Here is a 25,363-nt window from a genome sequence, read left to right as displayed (position 1 = left end):
GAGGGGGTGGGGGGAGATAACCCGGGCGCGGCTTCCCGGTTCGAGACACGACGAGCGAACCAGTTCGTCCGCGAGCACATAAATGCGGCAGGGACCGCGGCGACCGGATCGCTCAGTCGTCCGCCGGCTCCTCGGCGGCCGCGTTCTCGCCGATGGGCTCGCTGTCCCAGTAGGCGTGGTCGTCGTCCGTCCGGAAGCAGGTCGCCGTGCGCTCCTCGCCGAGGTCGTACCCCGGGGGGGTCGACTCCCGGCAGGCGGCCCGCGCCTCCGGACATCGGGTGTGGAACCGACACCCGCTCGGCGGGTTCCGCGGCGAGGGCACGTCGCCGCGGAGCGTGGTGAACTCCTCGTCTCGCGCGTCCGTGCTCGCTCGCGGGACGCTCGACAGGAGCGCCTTCGTGTACGGGTGGGCGGGGTCGTCGAAGATCTCCTCGACCGGCCCGATCTCGACGATCTCGCCGAGGTACATCACCGCGACGCGGTCGCAGACGTGGCGGACCACGCCGAGGTTGTGCGCGATGAAGAGGAACGTGAGCCCGAAGTCGTCCTGAAGGTCTTCGAGCAGGTTCAGGATCTGGGCCTGAACGCTCACGTCGAGGGCGGACACCGGCTCGTCGAGGACGACGAAGTCGGGGTCCAAAGCGAGCGCGCGGGCGATCCCGATCCGCTGTCGCTGCCCGCCGGAGAATTCGTGGGGGTACCGGTCCATCTGGTCGGCGGACAGCCCGACGCGTTCGAGCAGGTCGCGGGCCGTCTCGCGCCGCTCAGCCCGGTCGGCCACGTCGTGGATCCGCAACCCCTCAGTGACGATGTCGCCGGTGGTCATCCGCGGGTCGAGACTGGAGAACGGGTCCTGGAACACGATCTGGGCGCGCCGGCGGAACTCCGTCAGCTCCCGCGATCCCATGCCCCGCACGTCCTCGCCGTCGAAGGTGATCTCGCCGGCGGTGGGCTCGCGGAGCCGCAACACCGTCTCGCCGGTCGTCGACTTCCCGCAGCCGGACTCGCCGACGAGCCCGAGCGTCTCGCCCTCGCGCACGTCGAAGGAGACGCCGTCGACCGCCTTCACGCTCTCCGACTCCTGTCCGAGCAGGCGGTCGACGAGCGACGGGTCGTCCGCGTAGTACTTTTTCAGCCCGTCGACGGAGAGCAGCGAGTCGCTCACTCGCCGTCACCTCCGTCAGCCGCGACCCCGTCGTCGGGATCGGCGGCGTCGCCCCCGTCGAAGTAGCCGTCGGGGAGCGCGTCGGCCGGGTCGTACTCGCGGTCCGCGAGGACGCACTTGGCGCCGTGGTCGGCGGCGGCCTCGACCGTCGCCTCGGGCGGCTTGTCGAGGCACGCCTCCATCGCCTTCGGGCACCGGTCCGCGAAGTAACACCGGTCGCCCATCTCGGCGTCGATCAGGCTCGGGACGTTGCCCGCGATCGGTTCGAGCCGCGCCCGCGGGTCGTCCACGTCCGGGATGGAGCCGAGCAGCCCCCGCGTGTACGGGTGAACGGTGTCCTCGAAGACGGAGTCGAGCGTGCCGCGCTCGACGATCTCGCCGGCGTACATCACGCAGACGCGGTCGCACATCTCGGCGATGACACCGAGGTCGTGGGTGATGAGCACGATGCTCATCCCGCGGTCCGCCTGGATCTCTTTCAGCAGGTTCAGGATCTGCGCCTGGATCGTCACGTCGAGGGCGGTCGTCGGCTCGTCGGCGATCAGCACGTCCGGCTCGCCGGCGAGCGCCTGCGCGATCATCGCGCGCTGGAGCATCCCGCCCGAGAACTGGCCGGGGTACTCGTCGACGCGCTCCTCGGGGTCGGGGATGCCGACCTGCCCGAGCAGCTCGACCGCCCGGTCCATGCTCTCCTCGCTCGTGTAGTCGCGACCGGGGACGATCCCGTCGAGGAGGTACTTCCCGAGCCCGTACCCCTGCGTCCGCGAGCGCGTCGAGCGGGGGTTCGCCCGCGCCCGCCGCTGCACCTCGACCGCCTCGGCGATCTGTTCGCCGACGGTGATCGAGGGGTTGAAGCTGCTCATCGGGTCCTGGAAGATGACGCTGAACGAGGGGCCGCGCAGCGACCGCCGGACGCTGGGCGGCACGGTCCGGAGGTCGACGTGGTCGCCGTCGACCCCGACCCCCTCGGTCCCGCGGAACTCCTCGGCGAGGTCGGGGTCGCGGTACCACACCTCGCCGGCGGTGATCCGGCCCGGGGTCTCGACGAGGTCGACGAGCGACAGCGCCGTCACGGACTTGCCGGAGCCGGACTCGCCGACCACGCCGAGGATCTCGTCCTCGCGGAGGTCGAACGACGCCGACTCCACCGCGTTGATCTGCCCCTCTTCGGTGAAGAAGCGGGTCGAGAGGTCCCGGACCGACAGCACGTCGCCGGGCGCGGGCGCCCCGCTCGGCGTCGCCGCGCCGAGGCGTCCGGCGTCGGCGGTCGCGGCGGGGTCGCTCGCCCCGCCGTCGGTCGCCGCGGTCGGCTCGCTCCCCGCCGGGTCGTCGTCCGGCCGCTCGGCGTCCCTCATGCGGCACCCCCTTCGCCCTCGATACCGGGGTCCAAGGCGTCACGCAGCCAGTCGCCGAGCAGATTGATCCCGATCACCGACAGCATGATCGCGAGCCCGGGGATGGAGGCGATCCACCACTGGCCGGAGGAGACGTAGTCGCGCCCCTGCGCGATGTCGAAGCCCCACGACAGCGTGGTCCCGGAGAAGCCGAGGAACGACAGCGAGCTCTCCAAGAGGATGATCGCCGCCACCTGCACCGTCCCGAGGACGATGATCGGCGTGATCGCGTTCGGGAGGACGTGCCGGAGGATGATCGTGTTGTCGCCGGCGCCGAGCGCGCGCGACGCCTTCACGTACTCCTGCCCGCGCAGGGAGAGCGCCTCCCCGCGGGCGACGCGGGCGAACCACACCCAGTTGACGAGGCCGACGACGATCACCACCGTTATCGGCAATACGAAGCTGCTCGGCATCTCCGGCGCGAGGCCAGCGACGACGAACGGGTCGGGGACGTTCACCGCCGCGCGGCCCCACAGCCCGATCAGCGCGACCGCCAACACGAGCGAGGGGAACGCGAGGCTGATGTCCGCGATCCGCATCAGCGCGTCGTCGACCCGTCCGCGGTGGTAGCCGGCGAGCAGGCCGACCGGCACCCCGATCGACGCCGCCAAGAGCGTCCCGAGGACGCCGACGACGAGCGAGGTCCGGGCGCCGTACACCACTCGCGAGAACATGTCGCGACCGAGCCCGTCGGTGCCGAACACGTGGGCCGGGTCCGCGGTGATCTCGACCTCCTCGGTGACGGTCTGGATCTCGCCGTCGACCATCTGCGAGGAGGTCCGCTCCTCCGTCTGCGAGAAGCCGATCGGCGGCAGCTCGCTCTGGTTGAGCTGTTGGTCGTTCGGGTTGTGGGGCGCGATGAACGGGGCGAACACGGCGGCCAACACGATGATCACCACCAGCGCCAGCCCGAGCTTCGCGAGCCCGCTCTGTCTGAACTCCTTCTTGAGATTGCGAATGACACGTGAAGAGACCATGTTAGTCGGTCACCACCTCCGGGTCGAGGTAGGCGTACACAACGTCGACGAGGATGTTGACGAGGACGAAACTCGTCCCGATGACGATGAGGCTCCCCTGGAGCGCGGGCCAGTCCCGCTGGTTGATGCTCTCGATGACCAGCGTGCCGAGCCCGGGCCAGGAGAACACCGCCTCGGTGATCACGGCGCCGCCGATCAGCGTCCCGAGCTGGAGTCCGAGGACGGTGATCACGGGGATGAGGGTGTTCCGGAGCGCGTGTTTGTATCGGATCAGCGTCCGCGGGAGCCCCTTGGCGCGCGCGGCCTGAACGTAGCCCTGGCTGAGTTCGTCCAGCATCCCGGACCGCGTCAGCCGGGTGATGAGCGCCATGAAGTAGGTCCCCAAGGCGATCGCGGGCAGCGTGATGTACGCGAGCCACGTCAGCAGCGTCCCGACGAACGGCTCGGCGTTGACGACCGAGAGGGCGACGTCGCCGACGTCGACCCCGCGGCCGCTGGTGTTGAAGATGTTGAACTCCACCGCGAAGATCAGGATGAGCATGATCCCGAGCCAGAAGTTCGGCGTCGAGATGCCGCCGAGCGACAGCAGTGTCGCGCCGTAGTCGACCGGGTCGTTCCGGTTCGTGGCGCTGATCACGCCGAGCGGGATCGCCAAGACGATCGCCACGACGCTCGCGGCGACGGCGAGTTCCACGGTGGCGGGGAGGCGTTCGAAGACGAGGGTCGTGACCTCCTGTCCGCGGATGTAGGACCGGCCCATGTCGCCCTGGAGCAGCTCGAAGACGTACCGTCCGTACTGGACGTACAGCGGCTGGTCGAGCCCCAGTTCGGCGGCGATCGCCTGCCGCGTCTCCTGTGACGCGTCGAGCGGCGCGACCGCGTTGATCGGGCTCCCGGGGGTGACGAACCGGAGCGCGAACACGACCGTGATGACGCCCCAGACGACGCCGATCCCCTGGAGGCTTCTTTTGAGTGCGAATCTGCCGAGTGACATTACTAACGATATGGAGAGGTGAGTCGCGTTACTGCTGGGTCGCCGTGTCCGGGTCGATGAACTCGTCGGCCCGCGGTTCCCAGGAGATGTCGCTGGAGACGCCGTAGACGCTGAACTGCTGGTGCATGAACACCCACGGCGCGAGGTCGTGGGCGAGCTGGTTCGCCTCCTGGAGGATGTCGACGCGCTCGTCGGGGTCCTCGGTCGCCTCGGCGTCCGTGAGCAGCCCGTCGAGCTCGTCGTTTTTCAGCACCGTCAGCGCGCCCTCGGAGGAGAGCAGCGGCGTCAGCGTCTGGCTGCCGTCGAACTCCGCGTTCCCCCACCCGAGGAGGTTGAAGTGCGGGCGGTCCTCGATGTTCGGCGCAGTGACGTCCTGAACGAGCGAAGAGAACTCACGCTGTTCGACCTCACAGGAGACGTTCGACAGCGAGTCGATCTGGCTGGCGGCCGCCTGCGCGATCTGGACGTCGCGGAGGTACCGGCCGATCGGCGTCTCGAGCGTGATTTCGACGCCCGCGTGCCCCGACTCCTCGACGAGCCGCTCGGCCTCGTCGGGGTCGTACGGGTACGGGTCGATGTCGGGGTTGTAGCCGACGTGGCCGTCGAGGGTCGGCTGGGAGGTGATGTTGCCGAAGCCGTTGAGCACGTTCTCGATGATACTCTCGACATCGACCGCGTGGTTCATCGCCTGCCGGAACTGCTGGCTGGAGAACGGCTCCACGTCGTAGCGCATCTGGAGGAAGATGATCCGCGCGCTCGCGACGGAGTTGATCGTCGCCACGTCGGAGCTGTTCACCCGCGACACCTCGTTCGGCGGTACGTTCGTCACGATGTCCGTCTCCTCCGCGAGCAGCTGGTTGACCCGCGTGCTCGACTCGCTGGAGGCGGTCATGGTGAGCTCGTCGACCTCGGGCGCGCCGTCCCAGTACTCCTCGTTGGGCTCGTAGACGACTTGGTTCCCCGACTCGTAGTTCGTGAGGCGGAACGGCCCCGTCCCGTTGGCGTTCCGGTTGATGTAGTCGCCGCCGTTCTCCTCGACCCACGACTGCTGCATGATCGGGCCGTTCGTCGCGAACAGCTGGAAGGCGATCGGGTTGAACCCCTCGAAGGAGACCGTCACCTGCCCGTCGCCGGTCGTCACCTCGTCGACCAGGCCGAGGTCGTTGGACTGCGGGCTGACGATCCCGACGTCCTCGAAGACGATCCGGCGGATGCTGTACCGGACGTCCTGCGGCGTGACCTCGTCGCCGTTGTGGAAAGTGATCCCGTCGCGCAGCATGAACTGGACGCTGCCGTCCTCGGTGCGCTCCCACTCGTTGGCGAGGCCGGCGATGATGCCGCCCTCCTTGTCGCGGTCGAGGAGGCCCTCGTACAGCTGGCCGACGATGATCTCGGTGTTCGTCTCGGCGTGGTCCTGCGGGTCGAGCCCGGAGTCCATCTGGCCCATGGTGACGCCGAGTTCGAAGCTGTCGCCGCCGCCGTCGCCACCGTCACCGCCGTCGCCGCCACCGTCGCCGCCGTCGCCGCCGTCGCCGCCTCCGGAACAGCCTGCGAGACCGACAGCACCGGCCGTTCCGGCGTACTTGAGCACCGTCCGCCTGTCGACATGATCGTCGTTGTCAGTAGGCATAGGCGATCCCATACGATAGAGAGTTATGAACCTACCGGCAGACCCGGCCCCTTTCGGCCCGACTGCCAACGGTCCGTCGACGGTAGCGCAGACGGGTCGGGGGCGAGCGCGGGTACGCGGGACAGGCACGATACGAGTCGGAAACCGACGCTTATGTACGGACGTGGGCGATAGCCGCGCGACATGGACGTACCCGATCCCGGACCGCGGTGGGGAGCGGTCGAGGAGGACGCGGAGTCGACGGCAGCGGCGTACCGAGAGCGCGGCTGGACCGCCGTCGCCGGACACCCCGGACAAGTGAACCCGGTCGCCGACGCGGCCCGCGTCGACGTGTTGTTACCGGAGTCGGAGTTCGAGGCGGCGCTCGAGGCGGTCGACGAGGCCGCGATCGACGGCGTCGACGTGTACGCGGGCGCCGCAGACGGCGTCGCGTACCGGCTGGTGGTCGCGACCGACGAGGCGGCGGAGGTGGCGCTCTGTATTCCGACGTACATCGGCGACGAAGACCTCGCCTCGCTGCGCGCGGCCGCGGCGGCGGACGGCGCGCTCACGGTCCGGCTGCGCCCGCTCGACGACCGCGACCACGTCGCGATCGCGATCGACGACCCCGCGGTGTTCTTCGACGCGCCCGAGTCGTGAGAACCACACTCGTGGGGTGTTCTCCCCGCGTGTGACTTCGACATGTTCATACTTGTGCGATCGCGATCATTAGTATGAACCGCGCAGAGAAGGCGGCCCTCCAGCTACAGGCGGTCGCCGTGTTGCGGATGCTGAAGGAGACGCGAACGTACGAGGAGCTGTCCGCGGTGACCGGGCTGCCCGCTGGCGACCTGAACCGGTACGTGAACGGGCACGTCCTGCCCGGCACCGACCGCGCGAGCGAGGTGGTCGAGTCGGTCGGGCGCGAGGCGCTCGCCGACGAGCTGGTCGCGCGCGTCGAGTTCGACGACGAAGGCTACGTCGACAACTCCGGCGTCGTCTTCGACCAGTCGTTCCTCGACCTCGTGGCGCCTGTGGCGGCGGAGACGTTCGAGTTCGAGTCGCCGGACGTGGTGTTGACGGCCGCGACGGACGGGATCACGCTCGGCGCGGCGATGGCCTCCTTCTTCGACGCGCGCCTGGCGTACGCGAAGAAGTCGAAGGAGACCGCCGTCGAGGAGTTCATCGAGTCGCGCCAGCGGCTCGCCTCGGGCATCGAGCTCACCTACTACCTCCCCGCGAGCGCCATCGACGCCGGCGACACGGTGTTGGTCGTCGACGACCTGATCCGGTCGGGCGAGACCCAAGAGCTCCTCTTGGACATCGCGCTCCAAGGCGACGCTGACGTTACCGGCGTGTTCGCGCTCATCGCCGTTGGCGACGAGGGGATGGACCGCGCGCGAGCGATCACCGACGCGCCGGTCGGCGCGCTGACCACGTTCGAGTAGCCACGTTCGCGCATACTCTTCGAGAATAAACAGGACTTTTTCGCGTTTTAATGCGCGTTTGTGTATATCTGAGCGCTTCGTTCAGCAAAGCTTATCACTCGATCCCGGGGAACATCTACCCGTTCAATGGGCCTTTCAGACACGCTCGCCGAGCGGTTCGACGTGGAGTCGCACGGGTCGGACGTCCGCACCGAACTGGTCGCCGGGCTCACGACGTTCCTCGCGATGTCGTACATCATCGTCGTGAACCCGTTCATCCTGGCCGACGCGATCCAGATCCCCGGGTACGAGTTCTTCGAGGTGGTCCAGATGATCGCCATCGCGACCGTCCTCTCGGCGGCGGTGGGGACGGCCGTGATGGCGCTGTACGCGAACCGGCCGTTCGGGCTCGCGCCCGGGCTCGGGCTCAACGCCTTCTTCGCGTACACCGTCGTGCTGGGGCTCGGCGTGCCGTGGCAGACGGCGCTGGCCGCCGTCTTCGTCGAGGGGGTCCTGTTCATACTCCTGACCCTCGTCGGCGCGCGCGAGTACGTCATCCGGCTGTTCCCGGAGCCGGTGAAGCGCTCGGTCGGGGCCGGCATCGGCCTGTTCCTGCTTTTCATCGGGCTTCAGGAGCTCCAGATCGTCGTGCCGGACGAGGCGACGCTGGTCACGCTCGGCGGCGTCTTCGCGAACCCGTGGGCGATCCTCGGGGTCTTGGGGCTGGTGCTGACGTTCGTGCTGTGGGCGCGGAACGTCACGGGCGCCATCGTCATCGGCATCGCGACCACATCGATTGCCGGCTGGGCGCTCACTCTCGGCGGCGTCTTCGCCCGCGGGACGGTCACGCCGGAGACGCTGCCGTCGGCGCAGTACGACATCACGCCGCTCGCGGGCGCGTTCGTCGACGGGCTGGCGAACATCGACCCGCTCACGTTCGTGCTGGTCGTGTTCACGTTCTTCTTCGTGGACTTCTTCGACACCGCGGGGACGCTCATCGGCGTCTCGCAGTTCGGCGACTTCCTCGACGATGACGGCGACCTCCCCGACATGGACAAGCCGCTGATGGCCGACGCCGTCGGGACCACCTTCGGCGCGATGGTCGGCACCTCGACGGTGACGACGTTCATCGAGTCGTCCGCGGGCGTCGAGGAGGGCGGTCGCACCGGGCTCACCGCCCTGGTCGTCGCCGCGCTGTTCCTCGCGTCGCTCGCCGTGATCCCCGTCGTCGCCGCGATCCCCGAGTACGCCTCCTTCATCGCGCTGATCGTCGTCGGCGTGATGATGCTTCAGGGGCTCGTCGAGGTCGACTGGGACGATCCCGCGTGGGCCGTCTCCGCCGGGCTCACGGTCACCGTGATGCCGTTCGCCTACTCCATCGCCGACGGGCTGGCGGCCGGTATCGTCGCGTACCCGATCATCAAGCTCGCGGTCGGCGAGGGCGACGAGGTCGCGCTCGGGCAGTACGCCATCGCCGCGCTGCTGGCGGTCTACTACGTCCTCTCGACCGCCGATCTCATCCTCTGAGCGGGGCCGGGCGGGGCTCCTCCGGGCGCCCCGGCGGAGTCCTCTTGAAGCGTCGGAACGCAGACGGGAATGAGCGATCCGACCCATGTCTGACGCACCCGACGACGCCGACCGTTCCGTGACCGTCGCGGACCGCGAGGGACACGCGGGCGATCCGGTCCGCGAACTCGCGCTCGACTGCGTCGTGGCCGGCATCGAGGCGGCGCACCCGGCCGGAGTGGTCGACGACGCCCTCGCGCTGGACGGCGACCGGCTGACGGTCGCGGGCGTCGAGGACGCGAGCACGGCCCACGACGACGCGACGGCCGCCTACGACCTCGCCGCGTACGACCGCGTGCTGGTCGTCGGGGCGGGCAACGCGGCGGGCCACTTCGCGGCCGCGGTCGAGCGGCTCCTCGGCGGCCGGATAGCTGAGGGCGCGGTAGTCACGGACGACCCCGTCGAGACCGAGCGGGTCGCCGTCCTCCCCGGCGACCACCCGACGCCGAGCGAGACGGGCGTCGAGAGCGCCCGTCGGGTGCGGGCGCTCACGGCCGACGCCGGCGCCGACGACCTCGTGATTGGCCTGCTCACGGGCGGCGGGAGCGCGCTGCTGGCCGCGCCCGCCGACGGGATCGGGCTTGACGACCTGCGCGAGACGACCGAGGCGCTGCTGGCCAGCGGCGCGACTATCGACGAGATCAACGCGGTCCGCAAACACCTCTCGGCGGTGAAGGGGGGACGGCTGGCCCGGGCGGCCGCCCCCGCCGACGTCCTCGGCCTCGCGATCAGCGACGTGACCGGCGACGACCCGGCGGTGATCGCGAGCGGCCCGCTCTCGCCCGACCCGACGACCTACGCGGACGCGAACGCGGTCCTCGACCGGTACGGGGTCGACACCCCGGACGCCGTGACCGCGCGGCTCGACCGCGGCGCCGCAGGCGAGGTCGCGGAGACCCCCGAGACGGGCGACCCGGCGTTCGACGGCGTCGGGGTCCGGATCGTCGCGAGCGCGCGGACGGCCCTGAACGCGGCCCGGAAGGTCGCCGCGGCGCGGGGGTACGACCCGCTCGTGCTCTCCTCGCGGGTGCGCGGCGAGGCGCGGGAGGCGGCGAAGACCCACGCGGCGGTCGCCGAGGAGTGCCGGGCGGCGGGCGACCCGGTCGCTCCGCCCGCGGTCCTCCTCTCGGCCGGCGAGGTGACGGTGACGCTCGGCGCGGACCCCGGCGAGGGCGGGCCGAACGGGGAGTTCGCGCTGTCGGCGGCGGCCGAGCTCGACGCGTCGGGGCGCGACGGCGAGGGGATCGCCGTCGCGAGCGTCGACACCGACGGTATCGACGGCGCGACGGACGCGGCCGGCGCGCTGATCGACGACCGCCTCGTCGGCGACGGCCCCGAGGCCACCCTGAGCCGCGATGCGGCCGCGGCCGCGCTCGACGAGCACGACGCGTACCCGCTGCTCGACGGGGCGGACGCGCTGGTCCGCACGGGACCGACCGGGACGAACGTCAACGACCTGCGCGCGGTGGTGGTCGGCGGACGCGTTGCGGGGTCTGAGGCGAGCGGATCGCGTTCGGAAGGGACTAAGTGACGGCCGGCGAATTTTGCGGCATGCAGACGCTGCTCCTCAACGCAGACGACGTAGACGAGAACGCCGAGATGGACCGGGTAATCGACGCGGTCCGCGGCGCGTTCACCGCCTACGAGCGCGGCGACGCCAAGATGCCGGCGAAGTCGTACATCGATCTGCCCGAGTACAACGGCGACTTCCGGTCGATGCCCGCCTACCTCGATGTCCGTGAGGAGGACGTCGCCGAGGAGACGGCGACCGGCGACGGGTGGGACGCAGCCGGGATCAAGTGGGTGAACGTCCACACCGACAACCCCGCCGACCACGACCTCCCGACCGTGATGGGGACGATGATCTACTCTGACCCCGAGACGGCGTTCCCGCTGGCGGTCCTCGACGGGACGACGCTGACGATGAAACGCACCGGCGCGGCCGCCGCGGTCGCGACCGACCACCTCGCCGTCCCCGACGCGAGTTCGCTCGGGATCGTCGGCGCCGGCGTCCAGTCGTACACCCAACTCGAAGCGATCTCGACGGTGCGGGACATCGAGGAGGTCGTCGTGAGCGACCTCGACGAGGAGCGCGTCGCCGACTTCCTCGACGCCTTCGGGGGCCGGTTCGACGTGCGCGCGGGCTCGGTCTCGGAGGCGGGCCACTGCGATATCCTCTCGACGGTGACGCCGGTCGAGAGTCCGATCGTCGGTCCCGAGGACGTGGGCGACCACACGCACGTCAACGCGATGGGCGCGGACGCGGAGGGGAAACACGAGCTCGCGGACGACCTCCTCGTCGACGCCACGGTCGTCATCGACGACCACGAGCAGTGCACCCACTCGGGCGAGATCAACGTCCCCTACGCCGCGGGGACGCTCACCGACGAGGACATCTACGGCGAGATCGGCGAGATAGTCGTCGGCCGTCGGGCGGGCCGTCCCGGGACGCCGGGGACCCCCGCCGACGCCGACGGCGTGAGCGGCGTCAGCGTCTTCGACTCGACGGGGCTCGCGATTCAGGACGTGGCGGCCGCGCGCGTCGTCTACGAGCGCGCCGACGAGCTGGACAACGGGTACCCGTTCGACCTGCTGGGCCTCGACGGCTGAACGACGGGCCGCTTTTGTCTCCTCGCCGCGTACGCCGGCCGTGAGACTCGTCAGCGTCGCGGCGCTCGCGGAGAACCGGGTGATCGGGAGAGACGGCGAAGTGCCGTGGCCGCACATCGAGGCGGACGTGCGGCAGTACCGCGAGCGCGTCGCGGAGTCACCGGTGATTCTCGGCCGACGCACGTTCGACTCGATGCGCGGCGACCTGCCCGGACGCCGCCAGATCGTCGTGAGCCGGAGCGTCGACGCGGTCGACGCGCCGACGGCGCTCGTCGCGAGCGGCGTCGAGGAGGCGCTCACGGCGGCCCGCGACGTCGTCGGGGACGCCCCCGCCGAGCGGGAGCGCGTGCCCGCCGAGACCAGTCCGGCGTCGGGGCCGGTCGAGGCGTCAGACGAGGGGGACGAGACGGTCTATGTCCTCGGCGGCGGCGGCATCTACGAGCTGTTCCAGCCGCACCTCGACGGGATGGCCCTCAGCCACGTCGAGGGCGCGTTCGACGGGGACACGTACTACCCGGCGTGGGACGAGGCGGAGTGGGACGTGGCCGAAGAGACGGCGTACGACCGGTTCACGCTGCGCGAGTGGGTCCGTCGGGCGCGCTGAGCGGGTTTCTCTCGGCCTTTTCGATCGCCCGCGACAGCGACTACGCCCCGCCGTCGCGCTCGGCCGCGTAGCGTTCGAGCTGGACGGCGGTGCTGTCGGCGAGGCGCTCGACCGCGGACTCGACCCCGTGCTCGCGGGCGTCGACCGACGCCTCGGCGGCGAGCGTCCGGACCGTGTCGAACGGACCGATCCGCGCGCCCGTCGTGGCCGCCGCGTCCTCGGCGTCGAGCAGCTGGTCTATCGCGGTGCGGTAGCCGGGGTTCTCGTCGAACCACCCCTGGCGGTCGAGCCGGTCGATCGCGCCCTCGTGGACCGGGAAGTAGCCGGTCTCGCGGTGCCAGCGCGCCTGCCGTTCCGGGGCCGCGAGCCAGGCGAGGAACGCCGCGGCGGCGCGCTGCTCCGCCGGCGACGCGCCGTCCGCGACCCACAGCGATCCCCCGCCGACGACGACGCCGTGCCGCTCGTCGGCGACCGGGAAGTAGCCGACGCCGACCGGGAAGGAGGCGCCCTCCCGCACGTCGACCATCGCGGAGGTGGAGCCGATGAGCATCCCGGCGCGCCCCTCCTGGAACGCCTCGCGGGCCTGCCCGCGGGCCTCGATGCCGGGGTCGTGGTACAGGCCGTCGGCGGCCATCTCGGCGATCCAACGGTAGATCCGCTCGCCGACGGGTCCGTCGAACCGGCTCTCCGCCGGCGTGCCGCCCCGACCGTTGTCGGCGTCGACGAGGGGTTCGCCGGCCTCGGCGAACCACTGCTCGATAAACCACGAGTACGTCGCGAACGTGATCCCCGTCTCGGTCGCGCCGCGCTCGACGAGCCGCTCGGCGCAGCGCCGGACCTCGTCGAACGTCTCGGGCGGGTCGTCGGGATCCAGTCCGGCCCGCTCGAACGCCGCCCGGTCGTAGTACAGCACGGGCGTCGACGCGTTGAACGGCATCGAGTGGAGCACCCCGTCCGTCCGGTAGTAGTTCGCAACGGGGTCGAGCAGGTCGTCGGCGTCGAGGGCGACGCCGGAACCGCTCGCGGCGGCGGGCCCGCCTCGGGCGACGCGCCCGGATTCGGCGTCGAGGAGGCGCTCGACGGGCGTGAACGCCCCGCTGTCGAGCGCGCGCTGGGTGCCGATCTCGTAGAGGTGGGCGATCGCCGGCGGCTCGCCCCGGTCCGCCGCCGCGAGCGTCGCCTGGAACGCGCCGCGGTAGCTTCCCTTCGAGGCGGGGCGGACCGCGACCCCGTCGGTCTGAGCGGCGAACTCGGCGGCGAACTCGTCGAGGAGCCGCGCCTTGCGGCCGCCGAACGCGTGCCAGAAGTCGAGGACGACCGCGTCGTCGTCGGCGGTCCCGTCGGCGTCGTACGCGTCGAGCGCGTCGTCTAAGGTCCCGGTCCGGTCGGCGAGCGTCGACGCGCCGGCGGCCACCTCCGCCAGCGACGTCTTCTGCGCGTGCGCGACCGCGGTGGCGTCGCCCGCGTCCGCGGCCGTCTCCTCGGCGAGGTCGCCGACCGACTCGACGGCGTCGACCACCGCCTCGATCGAGGTCGCCTGGTCGTCGGTCGCGTCGCGGATCTCCGCGACGCCGCTCGTCGTCTCCGAGACGTCGTCGGCGAGGTCGGTGAACGCCTCCAGCGCCGCCTCGGCCGTGCGGATCCCCTCGTCGGCGCGCTCGCGCATCTCGGCCATCTCGTCGACGGTCGCGTCCGTCTCCGCGCGAACCGACCGTATCGACGACTCGATCTCGCCGGTCGCCTCTCGCGCCTCCTCCGCGAGGCCCTTGACCTCCTCGGCGACCACCTCGAAGCCGGCCCCGGCCTCGCCGGCGCGGGCGGCCTCGATCGAGGCGTTGAGCGCGAGGATGTTCGTCTCGTCGGCGATGTCCTGGATCAGGTCGGTGACGTCCTCGATCGCCGCGACCTCCGACTCCAGCGTTTCGACCCGTTCGAGGGCCTCCTCGGTCCGCTCGTCGACGACGCGGAGGTCCTCGATCGCGGCCGTCGCGGCGTCGGTCCCCTCGTCGGCCCGCTCGGCGACGTCGGCCGCGGTCTCGGCCACCTGGTCCGCGGAGGCGGCGACCTCCTCGGTGGCGGCCGAGACGGTCTGGAGCTCGCTCGTCGCGGCCGCGATGTCGTCGCGCTGGCGGGTCGCGGCCGACTCGATCTCGTCGACCGCGGCGTACACCTCTTCGCTCTGGTCTTTCGCCCGGTCGACGTTCGACCGGACGTGCTCGGTCGCGCCAGCGACCTCGTCGCCGAAGCCGTCGGCGTCGGACACCGTCTCCGCGACCCCCTCGACGAACTCGTTGAGCGTCGCCGCGAGCGCCGCCGCCTCGCCGTCGGTCTCCGCGGCCGGGAACCGGGCCCCGAGGTCGCCGTCGGCGAGCCGCTCCGCGACCTCCCGGAACGCCTCGGCCGGCACGTCGCCGTCGGACGTTCCCGACGGGTGCGCCGCCTCCGACGAGACGCCGCCGTCGGTGGTCGCGTCGGGGTCTGTCGTCGAGCGGTCTCCGTCGGCGGCACCGCGATCGGACGTGCCGCGATCGGAGCCTGTGCGTGCGTCGTCACTGTTCATTTGTCGTCACTCTCCGGCCGGGGTACATAAGATCGAGAGTCAGATTATTCCGACTGATAGCGACCGCGCGGACGGGAGAGGCGGGCGGGAGCGAGCGCGACCGGCGATGCCTGCTCAGGCCGACGGCTCCGCGTCGTCGACGGGCTCCGCGAAGCCGAACCGCGGCTTGACATCGGTGACCTCGACCGCGAGCGTCTCGCCGACGTCGGCGTCGACGAACAGGGTGTAGCCGTCGACGTAGGCGATGCCGTCGCCCTCGTCGCCCTCCTCCTCGACGGTCACCTCGATCCGGTCGCCCTCGGCGACCGGCGAGGTGGTGTACCCCTTCGCGACGAGGTACACCTCCGAGGAGGCGTCCCGCGAGGCGGGCGGCGAGACGGTCCGGACGTACTGGAACGACTCGCTCACGTCGTCGCGGAAGGCGTCGAGGTCCTCACCCTGGAACACCTTCACGACGAAGTCGCCGCCGGTCGCGAGCAGCTCGTCGGCGGTGTCGAGCGCCTGCCGCGCGAGGTGGACCGAGCGGGCGTGGTCGAGGGAGTACTCGCCGGTCATGTTCGGCGCCATGTCGCTCGCGACGACGTCCGCGCCGCGCTCGCCGACCGCCTCGCGCAGGTAGTGCCGGGTGCGCTCCTCGGTCATGTCACCGCGGATCGTCTCGACGTCGCCCTCGTCGAGGTCCTCGATGCGCTGGAGGTCGACGCCGACGACGGTGCCGCCCTCCCCGACCTCCTCGGCGGCGACCTGGAGCCACCCGCCGGGCGCGGCCCCGAGGTCGACCACGGTGTCGCCGGGGGCGAGCAGGTCCGCCTCCTCGTCGAGCTGTTTCAGCTTGTAGGCGGACCGGGCGCGGTACCCCTGCTGTTTGGATCGGTTGTAGTAGTCGTCTTTCCCGCTCATGGCGTCATCACCGCAGGCGGACGCGGGGCCACCGAGATCGGGGTGGAGGTAGCGCTCATACCCGTAACGACGGGGGCGACCGGGAAATGAACGTCGGATGCGGGCGACGGCGGCACAGTGCGACTCGACCGAGATCCGCCGCGGCGTCTCCCGCGGAATTTCGCCGTGATGAGCGGAGACACATCGGTTGCGGGCGTCAATTGTTTTTTCAGCATCCGGCCTTTACGATGGCTGTTCAGATGACCACCGCAGGCGAGTCGACCGGCTCCACGGCCCGGCCGCGGGCGGACCTGCGCGCCGAGTTCGCCGACTGCGACCTCGACCGCCACCTCGCGCTGTTTTACGAGTCGACGGCGACCCAGCTCGACACCGTGGCCGCGTTCCTCTCGTACGGGCTCGAGACCGGGCATCGGTGCGTGTACCTCGTCGACGCGAACCCCCGATCGCGGATCGAGAACGCGCTGCGCGCGGAGGGCGTGGACGTGGCGGCAAAGCTCGACGCCGGGGACCTCGCGATCCGCGACGCGTCGGAGGTGTATCTCGACGAGGGCTTCGAACACGACGGAACCGTCGCCGAGCTGCGGTCGGAGGCGGAGCGGAGCGCCGCCGAGGGGTACGAGGGGTTGTGGGTCGCCGGCGAGAACACGTGGGCGTTCGACGGCGAGACATCGTTCGACGAGGTCGTCGACTTCGAGGTCGCGTTCGACGCCGCGTGTCCCGACTTCGCGGTGACTGCGCTGTGCCAGTACGACCTCCGTCGGTTCGACGAGGCGGCGGCCGCGAAGGCGCTTCGAACCCACCAGCAGATCGTTTACGACCGCACGCTGTGTGAGAACCCGTTCCACGTCTCCCCCGAGGAGTACCGCTCCGAGGAAGGGGGGGCCGACGCCCGGATCATGCTGAAGCAGGCTCGCGGGATCGCGGAAAGCAACCGAGAGCTTCGTCGGCGCGAGCAGCGGCTCAGTGTGCTCAGCAGAATGTTACGCCACAACATCCGGAACGACCTCAACGTCGTTCGTGGGGCACTCGAAGACTTGACGGGAAGCGAGTCGCTGACCGCCGCGGAGGCCGACCTCGTCGCCGCCGCCGCGAGACACGCGGACGCCGTCATCGAAACGGCCGAGAAGGCCCGGTACATCCAGCAGACCATCGGGAGTTCGGAGGTCGAGCCAACCCCTCTCGGGCCGGTGATCGAGCGGGCGGTCGAAGAGGTGCGGTCGGAGCACCCGAACGCACGGATCCGGACCCCCGACTCCTCGGATCAGGTCGTCCTCGCGGACGTGAACCTCGACATCGCCCTCGAAGAGGCGATCCGGAACGGAATCGTCCATCAGGACGATCCAGCGCCGACGGTCTCCGTCGCGGTGTCGACCCCGGCGAGCGAGCGGGTTCGCGTCGAGGTTCGGAACCCCGGGTCGATACCCGACCACGAGCTCCGGTGTTTCCGCGAGAGGGGTGAGACGCCGCTGGCCCACGGGAGCGGGCTGGGGCTCTGGCTCGTTCGATGGATCGTCGAGTCGGCTCACGGGACGGTCGAGTTCGCCAACGACGACGACCGAACGCGGGTCCGGTTCGACCTGTACCGGGTCGCCGACTGAACGCCGATCAGCCACCGTCGACCCGGGTCCGGCCGACTCGCCGCCCCTCGTCCGCGCCCGCGCCGTCGACCGCGAACCCCAACGCCGCGTAGAACTCGGCTAGGTCGGCGTCGAACCGGGCGGTGACGGTCTCGACCGCGGGGTCCGACTCGGCCCGATCGACCGCGGCCGCGACGAGCCGGGAGCCGATCCCCTCTCCTCGGCGCACCTGCCTGACCGCGACGGCGTCGACGTGGAGCCGGTCGGGATCGGGCCGCACGGCGACCAGCGCGCCGACGACTCCGCCGGTGCGCGTCGAGCGCGCGACGATGACGTCTCCGGCCGCGATGCGGTCGTCGACGGTGGCGGCGTCGGTCTCCAGCATCGCGGCGTCGAGGATCCGGAGGACGTCGAGCCGGTCGGCCGCGGTCGCCGGCTTCACGGTCACGTCCTCCGGCGCGGTCGGAAGGTCTCGGTCTTCGGTCACGCGTCGCCCGTCGCGCCGCCCTTGATCAGCCGGAGCACTCGGACCTCCTCGGCGTCGACGACGCGGTCGCCCGGGACCGGCGAGCCGTCGACGAGCGCCGACGCCTCCTGCGGGTGGTAGCCCGCGGCGCGGATCAGGTCGTCGTACGTCGCGTCGGCGGCGAGACTGTACTCGTCGACCCCCTCGCCGACGACCTCGACGGTCACGTCCATGAGCGCGGTAGCGGGCGGGCGGGCGTCAATCGCACGGTTTCGGCGGGGCGCGTCGAACGGCTCAACCGGCGTCGGGGGCGCGGCCGCTCCACTTCCAGAGGAACCACCCGACTGCGGCGGCGATCGCGACCGTCGCCAGCGCGCCGGGGCGGGGGACCGCGCCGGTCCACGCGTTAACGACGATCAGGCCGCTCGCGGCCGCCGAGACGATGAGGACCGCGGCCGCGTCGCGGGCGAGGTCCGCCTCGCGCTCCGGCGGGAGGTCGCCGTCGTAACCGGCGATCAGGTCCACGGCGCCGCGGCGACAGATCGCCCACGCGAGGAGGAGACAGAAGCCGGTGACGTGGCCGACGACGACGGTTTCGACGATTGCCATGGCGGAGGGAAATGCTGCGGCGTGGCGGGGGAGTTGATCCGGCGGGAGCGATTCGAGCGGTCCGGCCGGCTCAGCCGTCCAACTCTTCGCGGAGCAGCCCGTTCACCTGACCGGGGTCGGCGCTGCCGCCGGTCGCCTGCATCACCTGGCCGACGAGGAAGTTGATCGCGCCCTCGTCGCCGTCGTGGTAGTCGCTCACGGCGTCGGGGTTCTCGTCGACGGCGGCCGCGACGGCGGCCTCGACCTCGCCGCTCTCGGCCTTGCCGAGGTCCTCTCGGTCGATGACCGTCTCGGGGTCGTCGCCCTCGTCGAGCATCTCGCGGAGCACGACCTCCTCGGCGTTCTTCACGGTCAGCTCGTCGGCGGCGACGAGCTCGATCAGGCGGGTGAACTCGTCGAGCCGCCCCTCCACGTCCGTGATCGCCATCTCGCGGTAGTTGAGCTCGCCGAGCAGGTTGTCGGCGACCCACGTCGCGGCGAGGTCGGGGTCGAACTCGCTCGCCACGTCCTCGAAGAAGTCCGCGACCGCCTTCGTGGAGGTGAGCTTGGAGGCGGCCTCGCGGTCTAACCCGTACTCCTCGCGGAAGCGCTCGCGGCGGGCGTCGGGGAGCTCCGGGATCGCGATCTGTTCCTTCCAGTCGGCCACCTCAAGCGCGGGCAGGTCGCCCTCGCGGAAGTAGCGGTAGTCCTTCTCGGCCTCCTTCGACCGCATGCCGACGGTGACGCCGCGGTCCTCGTCCCAATGACGCGTCTCCTGTTCGATCTCGCGGCCGCGACGCAGGACGTTCTCCTGTCTGGTGACCTCGTAGGCGAGCGCCTGCTCCGCGCCCTTGTGGCTGGAGATGTTCTTCACCTCGGCGCGGTTCACGTCGTCGAGCGCGTCGCCCGTGATCGACCCGTCGTCGGCAACGTGCTCGGCGGGGACGAGCGAGACGTTAGCGTCGACGCGCAGGCTCCCGTCGCGGCCGGGGTCGAACACGCCGAGGTACTCCAAGACCTCCTCCAGCTTCGCGAGGAACGCGCGCGTCTCGGCCGGCGAGCGGAAGTCCGGCTCCGTGACGATCTCCATCAGCGGCGTGCCGGCGCGGTTGTAGTTCACCAGCGTGTGGGTCGCCGACTCGATGGAGCCGCCGGCGTGCTGGAGGCTGCCGGGGTCCTCTTCGAGGTGCGCGCGGGTGATCCCGATCGTCCGCGGGTCGCCGTCGACGCGGACCTCCAGCTCGCCGTCGGCGCAGATCGGCGCGTCGTACTGGGTGAGCTGGAAGTTCTTCGGGAGATCGGGGTAGTAGTAGTTCTTCCGGTGGAACGTGGTCGTCTCGGGGATGTCGGCGTCGATCGCCTTCCCGACCTTCACCGCGGCCTCGACGGCGGCCTCGTTGAGGACGGGGAGCGCGCCCGGTAGCCCGAGGCAGGTCGGACAGGTGCGCGTGTTCGGCGCCTCGTCGTCCTCGGGCTCCGTCGAACAGCCGCAGAAGATCTTCGTGTCGGTCTCGAGCTGGACGTGGACCTCCAACCCGATCACGACCGTCCGGTCCGTCGTCGCGGCCTGCGTACTCATTACCCGCCCGTTGTGAGCGGGTCGCCTAAATCGTGTCGGGACAACGGCCGCCGGGGCGAACGCCCGACGACGCTCTCAGATCCGAAAACCCGGTGGGAACGATTATCAGGAGGCCGCTCGTACCTTGCGCGATGAGTGAACCGACGACCTTCGCGGGCCTCGGCCGGGCCAGTGCGACGACGCGCCAGCGGCCGCCGCTCAGTCGCGCGAGACGAGCGGCCAACAGGGTGGATGGCCGCTGAGGGACCCGCCGGCCGCGGGCGACCGCCGCGGTGCCGTCCCGTAACGGATGTCTGCTGAGCCGACGCTCCACCTCGGCGAGCCGGTGGACGCGGCGTGGGGAGAGCTCCCCGCGGAGACGCGCGTCCGCCGAGCGAGCGAGGTCGCGAGCGACGCGGACCGGGACCCGGACCGGAGCGTCGATCCGGCGAGGGTCGTCGTCAGGCTGTTCGACGACGAGACCCGAGGTGACCGCGACGCGCCGGAACTGAACGGCGACGGGGCCGCGAGCCGGGGGATCTCGGTCGAGCGCGACGCGGCCGCGCTCGACCGCCTCGAATCGGTCCGCGACCGCTACCCGGACGCGGCCGTGCTCGCCTACTCGGCGGGCGACAACGCGGACGCGGCCATCGACGCGAGCCGGCTCGGGATCGAGTACGTGTCCGGGCGACGGCTCGCGGCCGACGGCGAGACGCTCGCCGACCGCGTGGAGGCGATCGATGGCGGACGCGACGACCGCGACGGAGCGGGGACAGGGCCGGCACACGACGGACCCGAACCGGAACCGACGACCGCGGGCGGGCGGGAGTTCCTCGAACCGTTCGTGCGGATCGTCTCGGACCGGTGCGCCGACCTCGACGAGCAGGTCGACGCCCTGCTCGACCTCGGGCGAGACTACCTCGACCTGTCGATCGGCTACTCGTCGCGGGTCGAGGGCGACCGGATCGAGATCCAGCGGTACCGGGACTCGACCGGGCTCGTGGAGTCGATCGCGGCGGACGAGCTCGACGGCGACGGGACGCTCCCGCTGGAGCTGACCTACTGCCGGCGAACGGTTCGCGGCGGTGCCGGCGCGGGACCGGAAAGCGACGGGGCGCCCGGAAGCGGCGAGGAGAGCGGAGGCGACGGAGCGACCGAAGGCGGGTCGGAGACCGGAGGCGACGGCGCGGCCGAGGGCGACTCGGGCGTGGTCACGATCACCGACCCGGAGGCGGCGGGGCTGGCCGGCGATCCGGCGTACGAGCGGTCCGGCGTCGGCAGCTACGTCGGCGGTCGGGTCGTCGTCGACGGCGAGGTGTACGGGACGCTCTGTTTCCTCGACGTCGGGCCCCGCGACCGCCCGTTCGACGCGTCGGAGCGGCTGTTCGTCGAACTGCTCGCGGAGTGGCTCGGCGGCGCGATCGAGCGCGAGGTGGTCCGCGAGGAGCGGGCGGCGGCCGTCGACCGGTTCGAGGAGACGCTCGACCGGATCGAGGACGGGTTCTTCGCGCTCGACGACGAGTTCCGGTTCACCTACGTGAACGAGGCCGCCGCGACGCTGCTCGACCGCGACGCCGACGAGCTGATCGGCGCCGACATCTGGGCGGAGTTCCCGGCGGCGCTCGGGCGGAAGTACGAGCGGAACTACCGACGGGCGATGGAGACCCAGGAGGTCGTCTCCTTCGAGGACCGGTACGAGCCGCTCGACCTGTGGACCGACGTGACCGCCTACCCCTCGCCCAACGGGCTCTCCGTGTTCTTCGCCGACGTCTCCGAGCGGAAGCGCCGCGAGCAGACGCTCGAACGGCTGCTCGGGACCGTCGAACGCGTCCAGCGGGAGAGCGACGCGGACGGGGTCGCCGAGCGACTGGTCGAGGCCGCGGACCAGATCCTCGGCTACCAGATAAGCGGCGTGCGGCTCTTCGACGAGGACGCGGACCTGCTCCGCCTCGCCGCCACGAGCGAGGGGATCGGCGACGCGTTCGCCGCCAGCCGGGACCCGCGACCGCCGAGCGAGGGGATCACCGGTGCGGTGTTCCGAGACGGCGAGACGTGGGTGTGCGACGACCTCGCGACCGACGAGCGGCTCGCGTCGATCGGCGGCGGCCCGTCGAACGGCGACCGGACCGAGTACCACGGGATGCGGTCGTTCGTCGCGGTTCCGCTCGGGGACCACGGCGTGTTCATCGTCGGGTCCAGAGAGCCGGACGCCTTCGGCGAGAGCGACGTCAGCGTGCTCGAACTGCTGGCGACGAACGCCGTCGCCACGATGGACGCCAACGACCGGCGCCGGCGGCTCCGGACCTACGAGGACGCGCTGAAGAACGTCGACGACATGGTGTGCGTCCTCGACGGCGACGGCGCCGTCACCTACGCCACCGGGCCGTTCGCCGAGTGGGTCGGCGCCGGCGGCACCGGGGACATCGTCGGTCGGCGGCTCGACGCGCTCGTCGCCCCGGACGACGCGGAGCGCGTGGTAGACGCGGTCGGCGCACTCACCGGCACACCGGCCGAGGTCGCGGGCGGTCGAGAGCCGACGAGGACGGTCGACCTGAGCGTCGAGCGCGACGGCGATCGCGGACCGCGGCACGGCCGACTCCGGCTGTCGTCGCTGTCCGACCGCGGGGGCGGCGTCGTCGGATCGCTGTCGGACACGACCGACCTCTTCCGGACGCGGACCGAGCTGTCGGCCGAGCGCGACCGCTTCCGGCGGCTGTTCGACCGGATTCCCGACCCGGTGATAGAGGTCGTCTTCGAAGACGACGAGACGGTGATCGACGGCGCCAACCCGGCGTTCGAGGCGCAGTTCGGCGTGGACGAGGCGGCGCTGCGCGGCCGGACGATCGAGGCGTTGGACATCCACGACTACCGGCTGGGAGACAGCGTCGAGGCGAGCGCCGTCGAGGCGGCGGACCTCGACGCGCTGGTCCGCGAACACGGCTTCGCCGCGGAGGAGATCAGACGACAGACCGTCGAGGGGCCGCGGGAGTTCCTCTTCCGCGGCTTCAGCTACGAGACCGAGGGCGACCGGCGCGCCTTCGGCATCTACACCGACATCACCGACCGGAAGCGCCGCGAACGCTACGTGCGGATCGTCAACCGGATCCTCAGGCACAACCTGCGGAACGAGCTGAACGTCGTGTTCGGCTTCGCCGGCGAAATCGCCGATCGGACCGACGACGACCGGATCCGCGACTACGCCCGGCGGATCGAGACCACGGGCAAGCGGCTGACCGACGTCGCCGAGGGGGCCGGGACCCTCCGGGGGGTCGTCGAGGAGGGGTACGCGACCGACCCCGAGCCGGTCGACGTGGGACCGATCGTCGAGGCGGTCACCGCGCGACACGCGGCCGATCGGCCGGACACGCGGATCACCGCCGACGTGACGGCGGGGATCGCGGTGCGCGGCGACGACCGCCTCTCGGTCGCGATCGATCACCTCGTCGAGAACGCGGTCGAACACGGCGGCGACGCGCCGCGCGTCGCGGTGAGCGCCGAGCGCGACCCGGACGGCGGGGTCGTGCGTGTGAGCGTCGCGGACGACGGGCCGGGGGTGCCGACCGCGGTACGGGAGGTGATCACCGGCGTCCGCGAGGTGACCCAGCTACAGCACAACACCGGCGTCGGGCTGTGGATCGCCGCGTGGGTCGTGGAGGCGTACGGCGGCGAGATCCGGTTCGACGACGGCCTCGGCGGCGGGGGAACGACCGTGACGCTCGTCCTGCCGGCGGCGGAGTGAGCGGGGCGGGAGAGAGACGAGCCCCTCCGCGTTCCGACCCGTTTATTGTCGGCCGCGGCCCTTCTCGGCGTATGACCGACGACGACCGACGACGCGAGCTGATCGCGGCGCTCACCGCCGCCGACGCCGTCCGGTTCGGCGAGTTCGAGCTGTCCCACGGCGGGACGAGCGACTACTACGTCGACAAGTACCTCTTCGAGACCGACCCGGACGCGCTGACGCTCGTCGCCGAGGCGTTCGCCGACCGGCTTGCCGACGCCGACGCGAAGCTGGCGGGAGTCGCGCTGGGCGCGGTCCCGCTGGTGGCGGTGACGGCCGCCGAGCTCGGTCGTCCGTACGTCATCGCGCGCAAACAGGCGAAGGAGTACGGCACGGGCAACCGGATCGAGGGGCGCCTCGGCGACGGCGAGGAGGTCGTCGTGATCGAGGACATCGCCACCACGGGGCAGTCCGCTGTCGACGCGGTCGAGGCGCTGCGGGAGGCGGGCGCGACGGTGGACCGCGTGCTGGTCGTCGTCGACCGCGAGGAGGGCGCGGAAGCGCTGCTCGCCGAGCACGACATCGAGCTGGAGTCGCTGCTCACGGCGACCGAGCTGCTGGCGGAGCGGGACGAGAACGCGGAGTAGCGGCGATAGTGGCGGTCGTCGCGGGAGCTACGCCTCGGCCGCGTCCACCGTCGGCACCGCGACGCGGTCGAGCACGTCGGCGATCACGTCGCGCTCGTCGACGTCGTTGACGGCCGCGTCCGGCGTCAACACGAGCCGGTGGGCGAGCGTCGGCTGCGCGACCCGCTTCACGTCGTCGGGCGTGACGAACTCACGGCCGGCGATCACCGCCGCCGCGCGGGCGGTCTCGAAGAGGCGCTGTGTCCCCCGCGGGGAGACGCCGGCCTCGACGCGGCGGTCCTCCCGGGTCGCCCGCGCGAGCGCCGCCGCGTAGCGGAGCAGATCGTCCTCGACGCGGACGGACTCCGGCACCTCCCGCAGCGCCGCCACGGAGTCGGGATCGAGGACGCGCTCGACCGTCGGCGACTGCTCGACGCGACCGGCGCGGCGGCGGAGCAGCTCCAACTCGCCGTCCTCGTCGGGGTAGCCGATAGAGGTCTTGATCGTGAACCGGTCGAGCTGGGCCTCCGGCAGCGGGAACGCGCCCTCGCTCTCGACCGGGTTCTGCGTCGCGATCACGTAGAAGGGGCTCGGCAGGGCGTGCGTCTCGCCGTCGACGGTCACCTGCCCCTCCTCCATCGCTTCCAGGAGAGCGGCCTGCGTCTTCGGCGGGGCGCGGTTGATCTCGTCGGCGAGCACGACGTTCGCGAAGATCGGCCCCGGCGAGAAGCTGAAGGAGCCGTCGCGCTCGTCGAACACGTTTGTGCCGGTGACGTCGGCCGGCAGGAGGTCCGGGGTGAACTGGATCCGCGAGAACTCCAGACCGAGCGCGGTCGCGAACGAGCGCGCCGAGAGGGTCTTTCCGGTGCCCGGCACGTCCTCCAGGAGGACGTGGCCGCGGGCGAGGATGCCGAGGGTGACGCGGTCGAGGAACTCGCGGTCGGCGACGACCGCGCCGCCGACCTCGCTCACGACGCGGGCGCAGGCGTCGGCCGCTTCGGGGACGTCCATATCCACCGCACGG

At 71.2% G+C, this 25,363-nt stretch carries 21 protein-coding genes; 9 read left to right on the top strand and 12 right to left on the bottom strand.

Features of this window, described 5'->3' with window-relative positions:
• Positions 1–112: 112 nt before the first annotated feature.
• The 5 genes from EXE47_RS04765 to EXE47_RS04745 are packed head-to-tail and all read right to left on the bottom strand — an operon-like array spanning position 113 to position 6,160.
• On the bottom strand, positions 113–1,165 hold the full coding sequence (locus EXE47_RS04765) for an ABC transporter ATP-binding protein (protein ID WP_049931402.1): 1,053 nt from the start codon (positions 1,163–1,165) through the stop codon (positions 113–115).
• Positions 1,162–2,520: an ABC transporter ATP-binding protein gene (locus EXE47_RS04760; RefSeq protein ID WP_241988219.1), complete on the bottom strand. Its 1,359-nt coding sequence runs from the start codon at positions 2,518–2,520 to the stop codon at positions 1,162–1,164. Before EXE47_RS04760 ends, EXE47_RS04765 begins: the two co-directional genes overlap by 4 nt.
• Complete coding sequence (locus tag EXE47_RS04755) at positions 2,517–3,536, bottom strand: ABC transporter permease (RefSeq protein WP_049931401.1); 1,020 nt, start codon at positions 3,534–3,536, stop codon at positions 2,517–2,519. Before EXE47_RS04755 ends, EXE47_RS04760 begins: the two co-directional genes overlap by 4 nt.
• 1 nt (position 3,537) lies before the next feature.
• On the bottom strand, positions 3,538–4,530 hold the full coding sequence (locus EXE47_RS04750; RefSeq protein ID WP_049931400.1) for an ABC transporter permease: 993 nt from the start codon (positions 4,528–4,530) through the stop codon (positions 3,538–3,540).
• Between the two features lie 28 nt (positions 4,531–4,558).
• Positions 4,559–6,160, bottom strand: coding sequence for an ABC transporter substrate-binding protein (locus EXE47_RS04745; RefSeq protein ID WP_086216183.1), 1,602 nt, complete (start codon positions 6,158–6,160; stop codon positions 4,559–4,561).
• Between the two features lie 183 nt (positions 6,161–6,343).
• Between EXE47_RS04745 and EXE47_RS04740 the strand changes: the two genes are divergently transcribed.
• The 6 genes from EXE47_RS04740 to EXE47_RS04715 all read left to right on the top strand — a co-directional run bounded on the left by EXE47_RS04740 (position 6,344) and on the right by EXE47_RS04715 (position 12,346).
• Entirely contained in the window at positions 6,344–6,799 is a 456-nt protein-coding gene (locus EXE47_RS04740; protein WP_089308047.1) for a hypothetical protein, read from the top strand.
• A gap of 74 nt (positions 6,800–6,873) precedes the next feature.
• Positions 6,874–7,587, top strand: coding sequence for a phosphoribosyltransferase family protein (locus tag EXE47_RS04735; protein WP_004598137.1), 714 nt, complete (start codon positions 6,874–6,876; stop codon positions 7,585–7,587).
• Positions 7,588–7,713: 126 nt separating this feature from the next.
• On the top strand, positions 7,714–9,093 hold the full coding sequence (locus tag EXE47_RS04730; RefSeq protein ID WP_049931397.1) for an NCS2 family permease: 1,380 nt from the start codon (positions 7,714–7,716) through the stop codon (positions 9,091–9,093).
• A gap of 85 nt (positions 9,094–9,178) precedes the next feature.
• Positions 9,179–10,663 (top strand): glycerate kinase, encoded by a 1,485-nt coding sequence (locus tag EXE47_RS04725; RefSeq protein ID WP_137708060.1) that lies wholly within the window; start codon positions 9,179–9,181, stop codon positions 10,661–10,663.
• A gap of 20 nt (positions 10,664–10,683) precedes the next feature.
• A complete protein-coding gene (locus EXE47_RS04720) occupies positions 10,684–11,742 on the top strand; it encodes an ornithine cyclodeaminase family protein (RefSeq protein WP_049931395.1) in 1,059 nt (352 codons plus the stop codon).
• A gap of 40 nt (positions 11,743–11,782) precedes the next feature.
• Positions 11,783–12,346, top strand: coding sequence for a dihydrofolate reductase (locus EXE47_RS04715; RefSeq protein ID WP_137708059.1), 564 nt, complete (start codon positions 11,783–11,785; stop codon positions 12,344–12,346).
• Between the two features lie 40 nt (positions 12,347–12,386).
• Here EXE47_RS04715 and EXE47_RS04710 read toward each other — a convergent pair whose 3' ends face one another.
• Together EXE47_RS04710 and EXE47_RS04705 are read right to left on the bottom strand one after the other, a co-directional pair.
• Complete coding sequence (locus EXE47_RS04710; protein ID WP_049931393.1) at positions 12,387–14,906, bottom strand: extracellular solute-binding protein; 2,520 nt, start codon at positions 14,904–14,906, stop codon at positions 12,387–12,389.
• 114 nt (positions 14,907–15,020) lie between these two features.
• On the bottom strand, positions 15,021–15,806 hold the full coding sequence (locus EXE47_RS04705) for a 23S rRNA (uridine(2552)-2'-O)-methyltransferase (protein ID WP_086216509.1): 786 nt from the start codon (positions 15,804–15,806) through the stop codon (positions 15,021–15,023).
• Positions 15,807–16,045: 239 nt separating this feature from the next.
• Between EXE47_RS04705 and EXE47_RS04700 the strand changes: the two genes are divergently transcribed.
• Positions 16,046–17,404, top strand: a complete 1,359-nt coding sequence (locus EXE47_RS04700) for an MEDS domain-containing protein (protein ID WP_158293588.1) — start codon at positions 16,046–16,048, stop codon at positions 17,402–17,404.
• A gap of 7 nt (positions 17,405–17,411) precedes the next feature.
• Here the strand turns inward: EXE47_RS04700 and EXE47_RS04695 are convergent, their stop codons facing one another.
• From EXE47_RS04695 to gatB, 4 genes are all read right to left on the bottom strand, one after another.
• Complete coding sequence (locus EXE47_RS04695; RefSeq protein ID WP_100050351.1) at positions 17,412–17,870, bottom strand: GNAT family N-acetyltransferase; 459 nt, start codon at positions 17,868–17,870, stop codon at positions 17,412–17,414.
• Entirely contained in the window at positions 17,867–18,082 is a 216-nt protein-coding gene (locus EXE47_RS04690; RefSeq protein WP_049931388.1) for a ubiquitin-like small modifier protein 2, read from the bottom strand. Before EXE47_RS04690 ends, EXE47_RS04695 begins: the two co-directional genes overlap by 4 nt.
• Before the next feature lie 61 nt (positions 18,083–18,143).
• A complete protein-coding gene (locus EXE47_RS04685) occupies positions 18,144–18,458 on the bottom strand; it encodes a hypothetical protein (protein WP_137708057.1) in 315 nt (104 codons plus the stop codon).
• A gap of 70 nt (positions 18,459–18,528) precedes the next feature.
• Entirely contained in the window at positions 18,529–20,016 is a 1,488-nt protein-coding gene (gene gatB / locus EXE47_RS04680) for an Asp-tRNA(Asn)/Glu-tRNA(Gln) amidotransferase subunit GatB (RefSeq protein WP_137692623.1), read from the bottom strand.
• Between the two features lie 289 nt (positions 20,017–20,305).
• Between gatB and EXE47_RS04675 the strand changes: the two genes are divergently transcribed.
• Together EXE47_RS04675 and pyrE are read left to right on the top strand one after the other, a co-directional pair.
• Complete coding sequence (locus EXE47_RS04675; protein WP_137708056.1) at positions 20,306–23,734, top strand: PAS domain-containing protein; 3,429 nt, start codon at positions 20,306–20,308, stop codon at positions 23,732–23,734.
• Between the two features lie 71 nt (positions 23,735–23,805).
• Positions 23,806–24,360 carry an orotate phosphoribosyltransferase gene (gene pyrE / locus EXE47_RS04670; protein ID WP_049931385.1) on the top strand — a complete coding sequence of 185 codons (555 nt, stop codon included), beginning with the start codon at positions 23,806–23,808 and terminating at the stop codon, positions 24,358–24,360.
• 27 nt (positions 24,361–24,387) lie between these two features.
• On the opposite strand, the gene EXE47_RS04665 is transcribed toward pyrE, so the two are convergent.
• A complete protein-coding gene (locus EXE47_RS04665; protein ID WP_049931384.1) occupies positions 24,388–25,350 on the bottom strand; it encodes a MoxR family ATPase in 963 nt (320 codons plus the stop codon).
• Between the last annotated feature and the right edge of the window lie 13 nt (positions 25,351–25,363).

The sequence above is a fragment of the Halorubrum sp. GN12_10-3_MGM genome (assembly GCF_005435235.1).
Taxonomy (GTDB): domain Archaea; phylum Halobacteriota; class Halobacteria; order Halobacteriales; family Haloferacaceae; genus Halorubrum; species Halorubrum ezzemoulense.
Note: the sequence above shows the minus strand (reverse complement) of the source record. Positions and strands in the feature narration are given on the sequence as shown.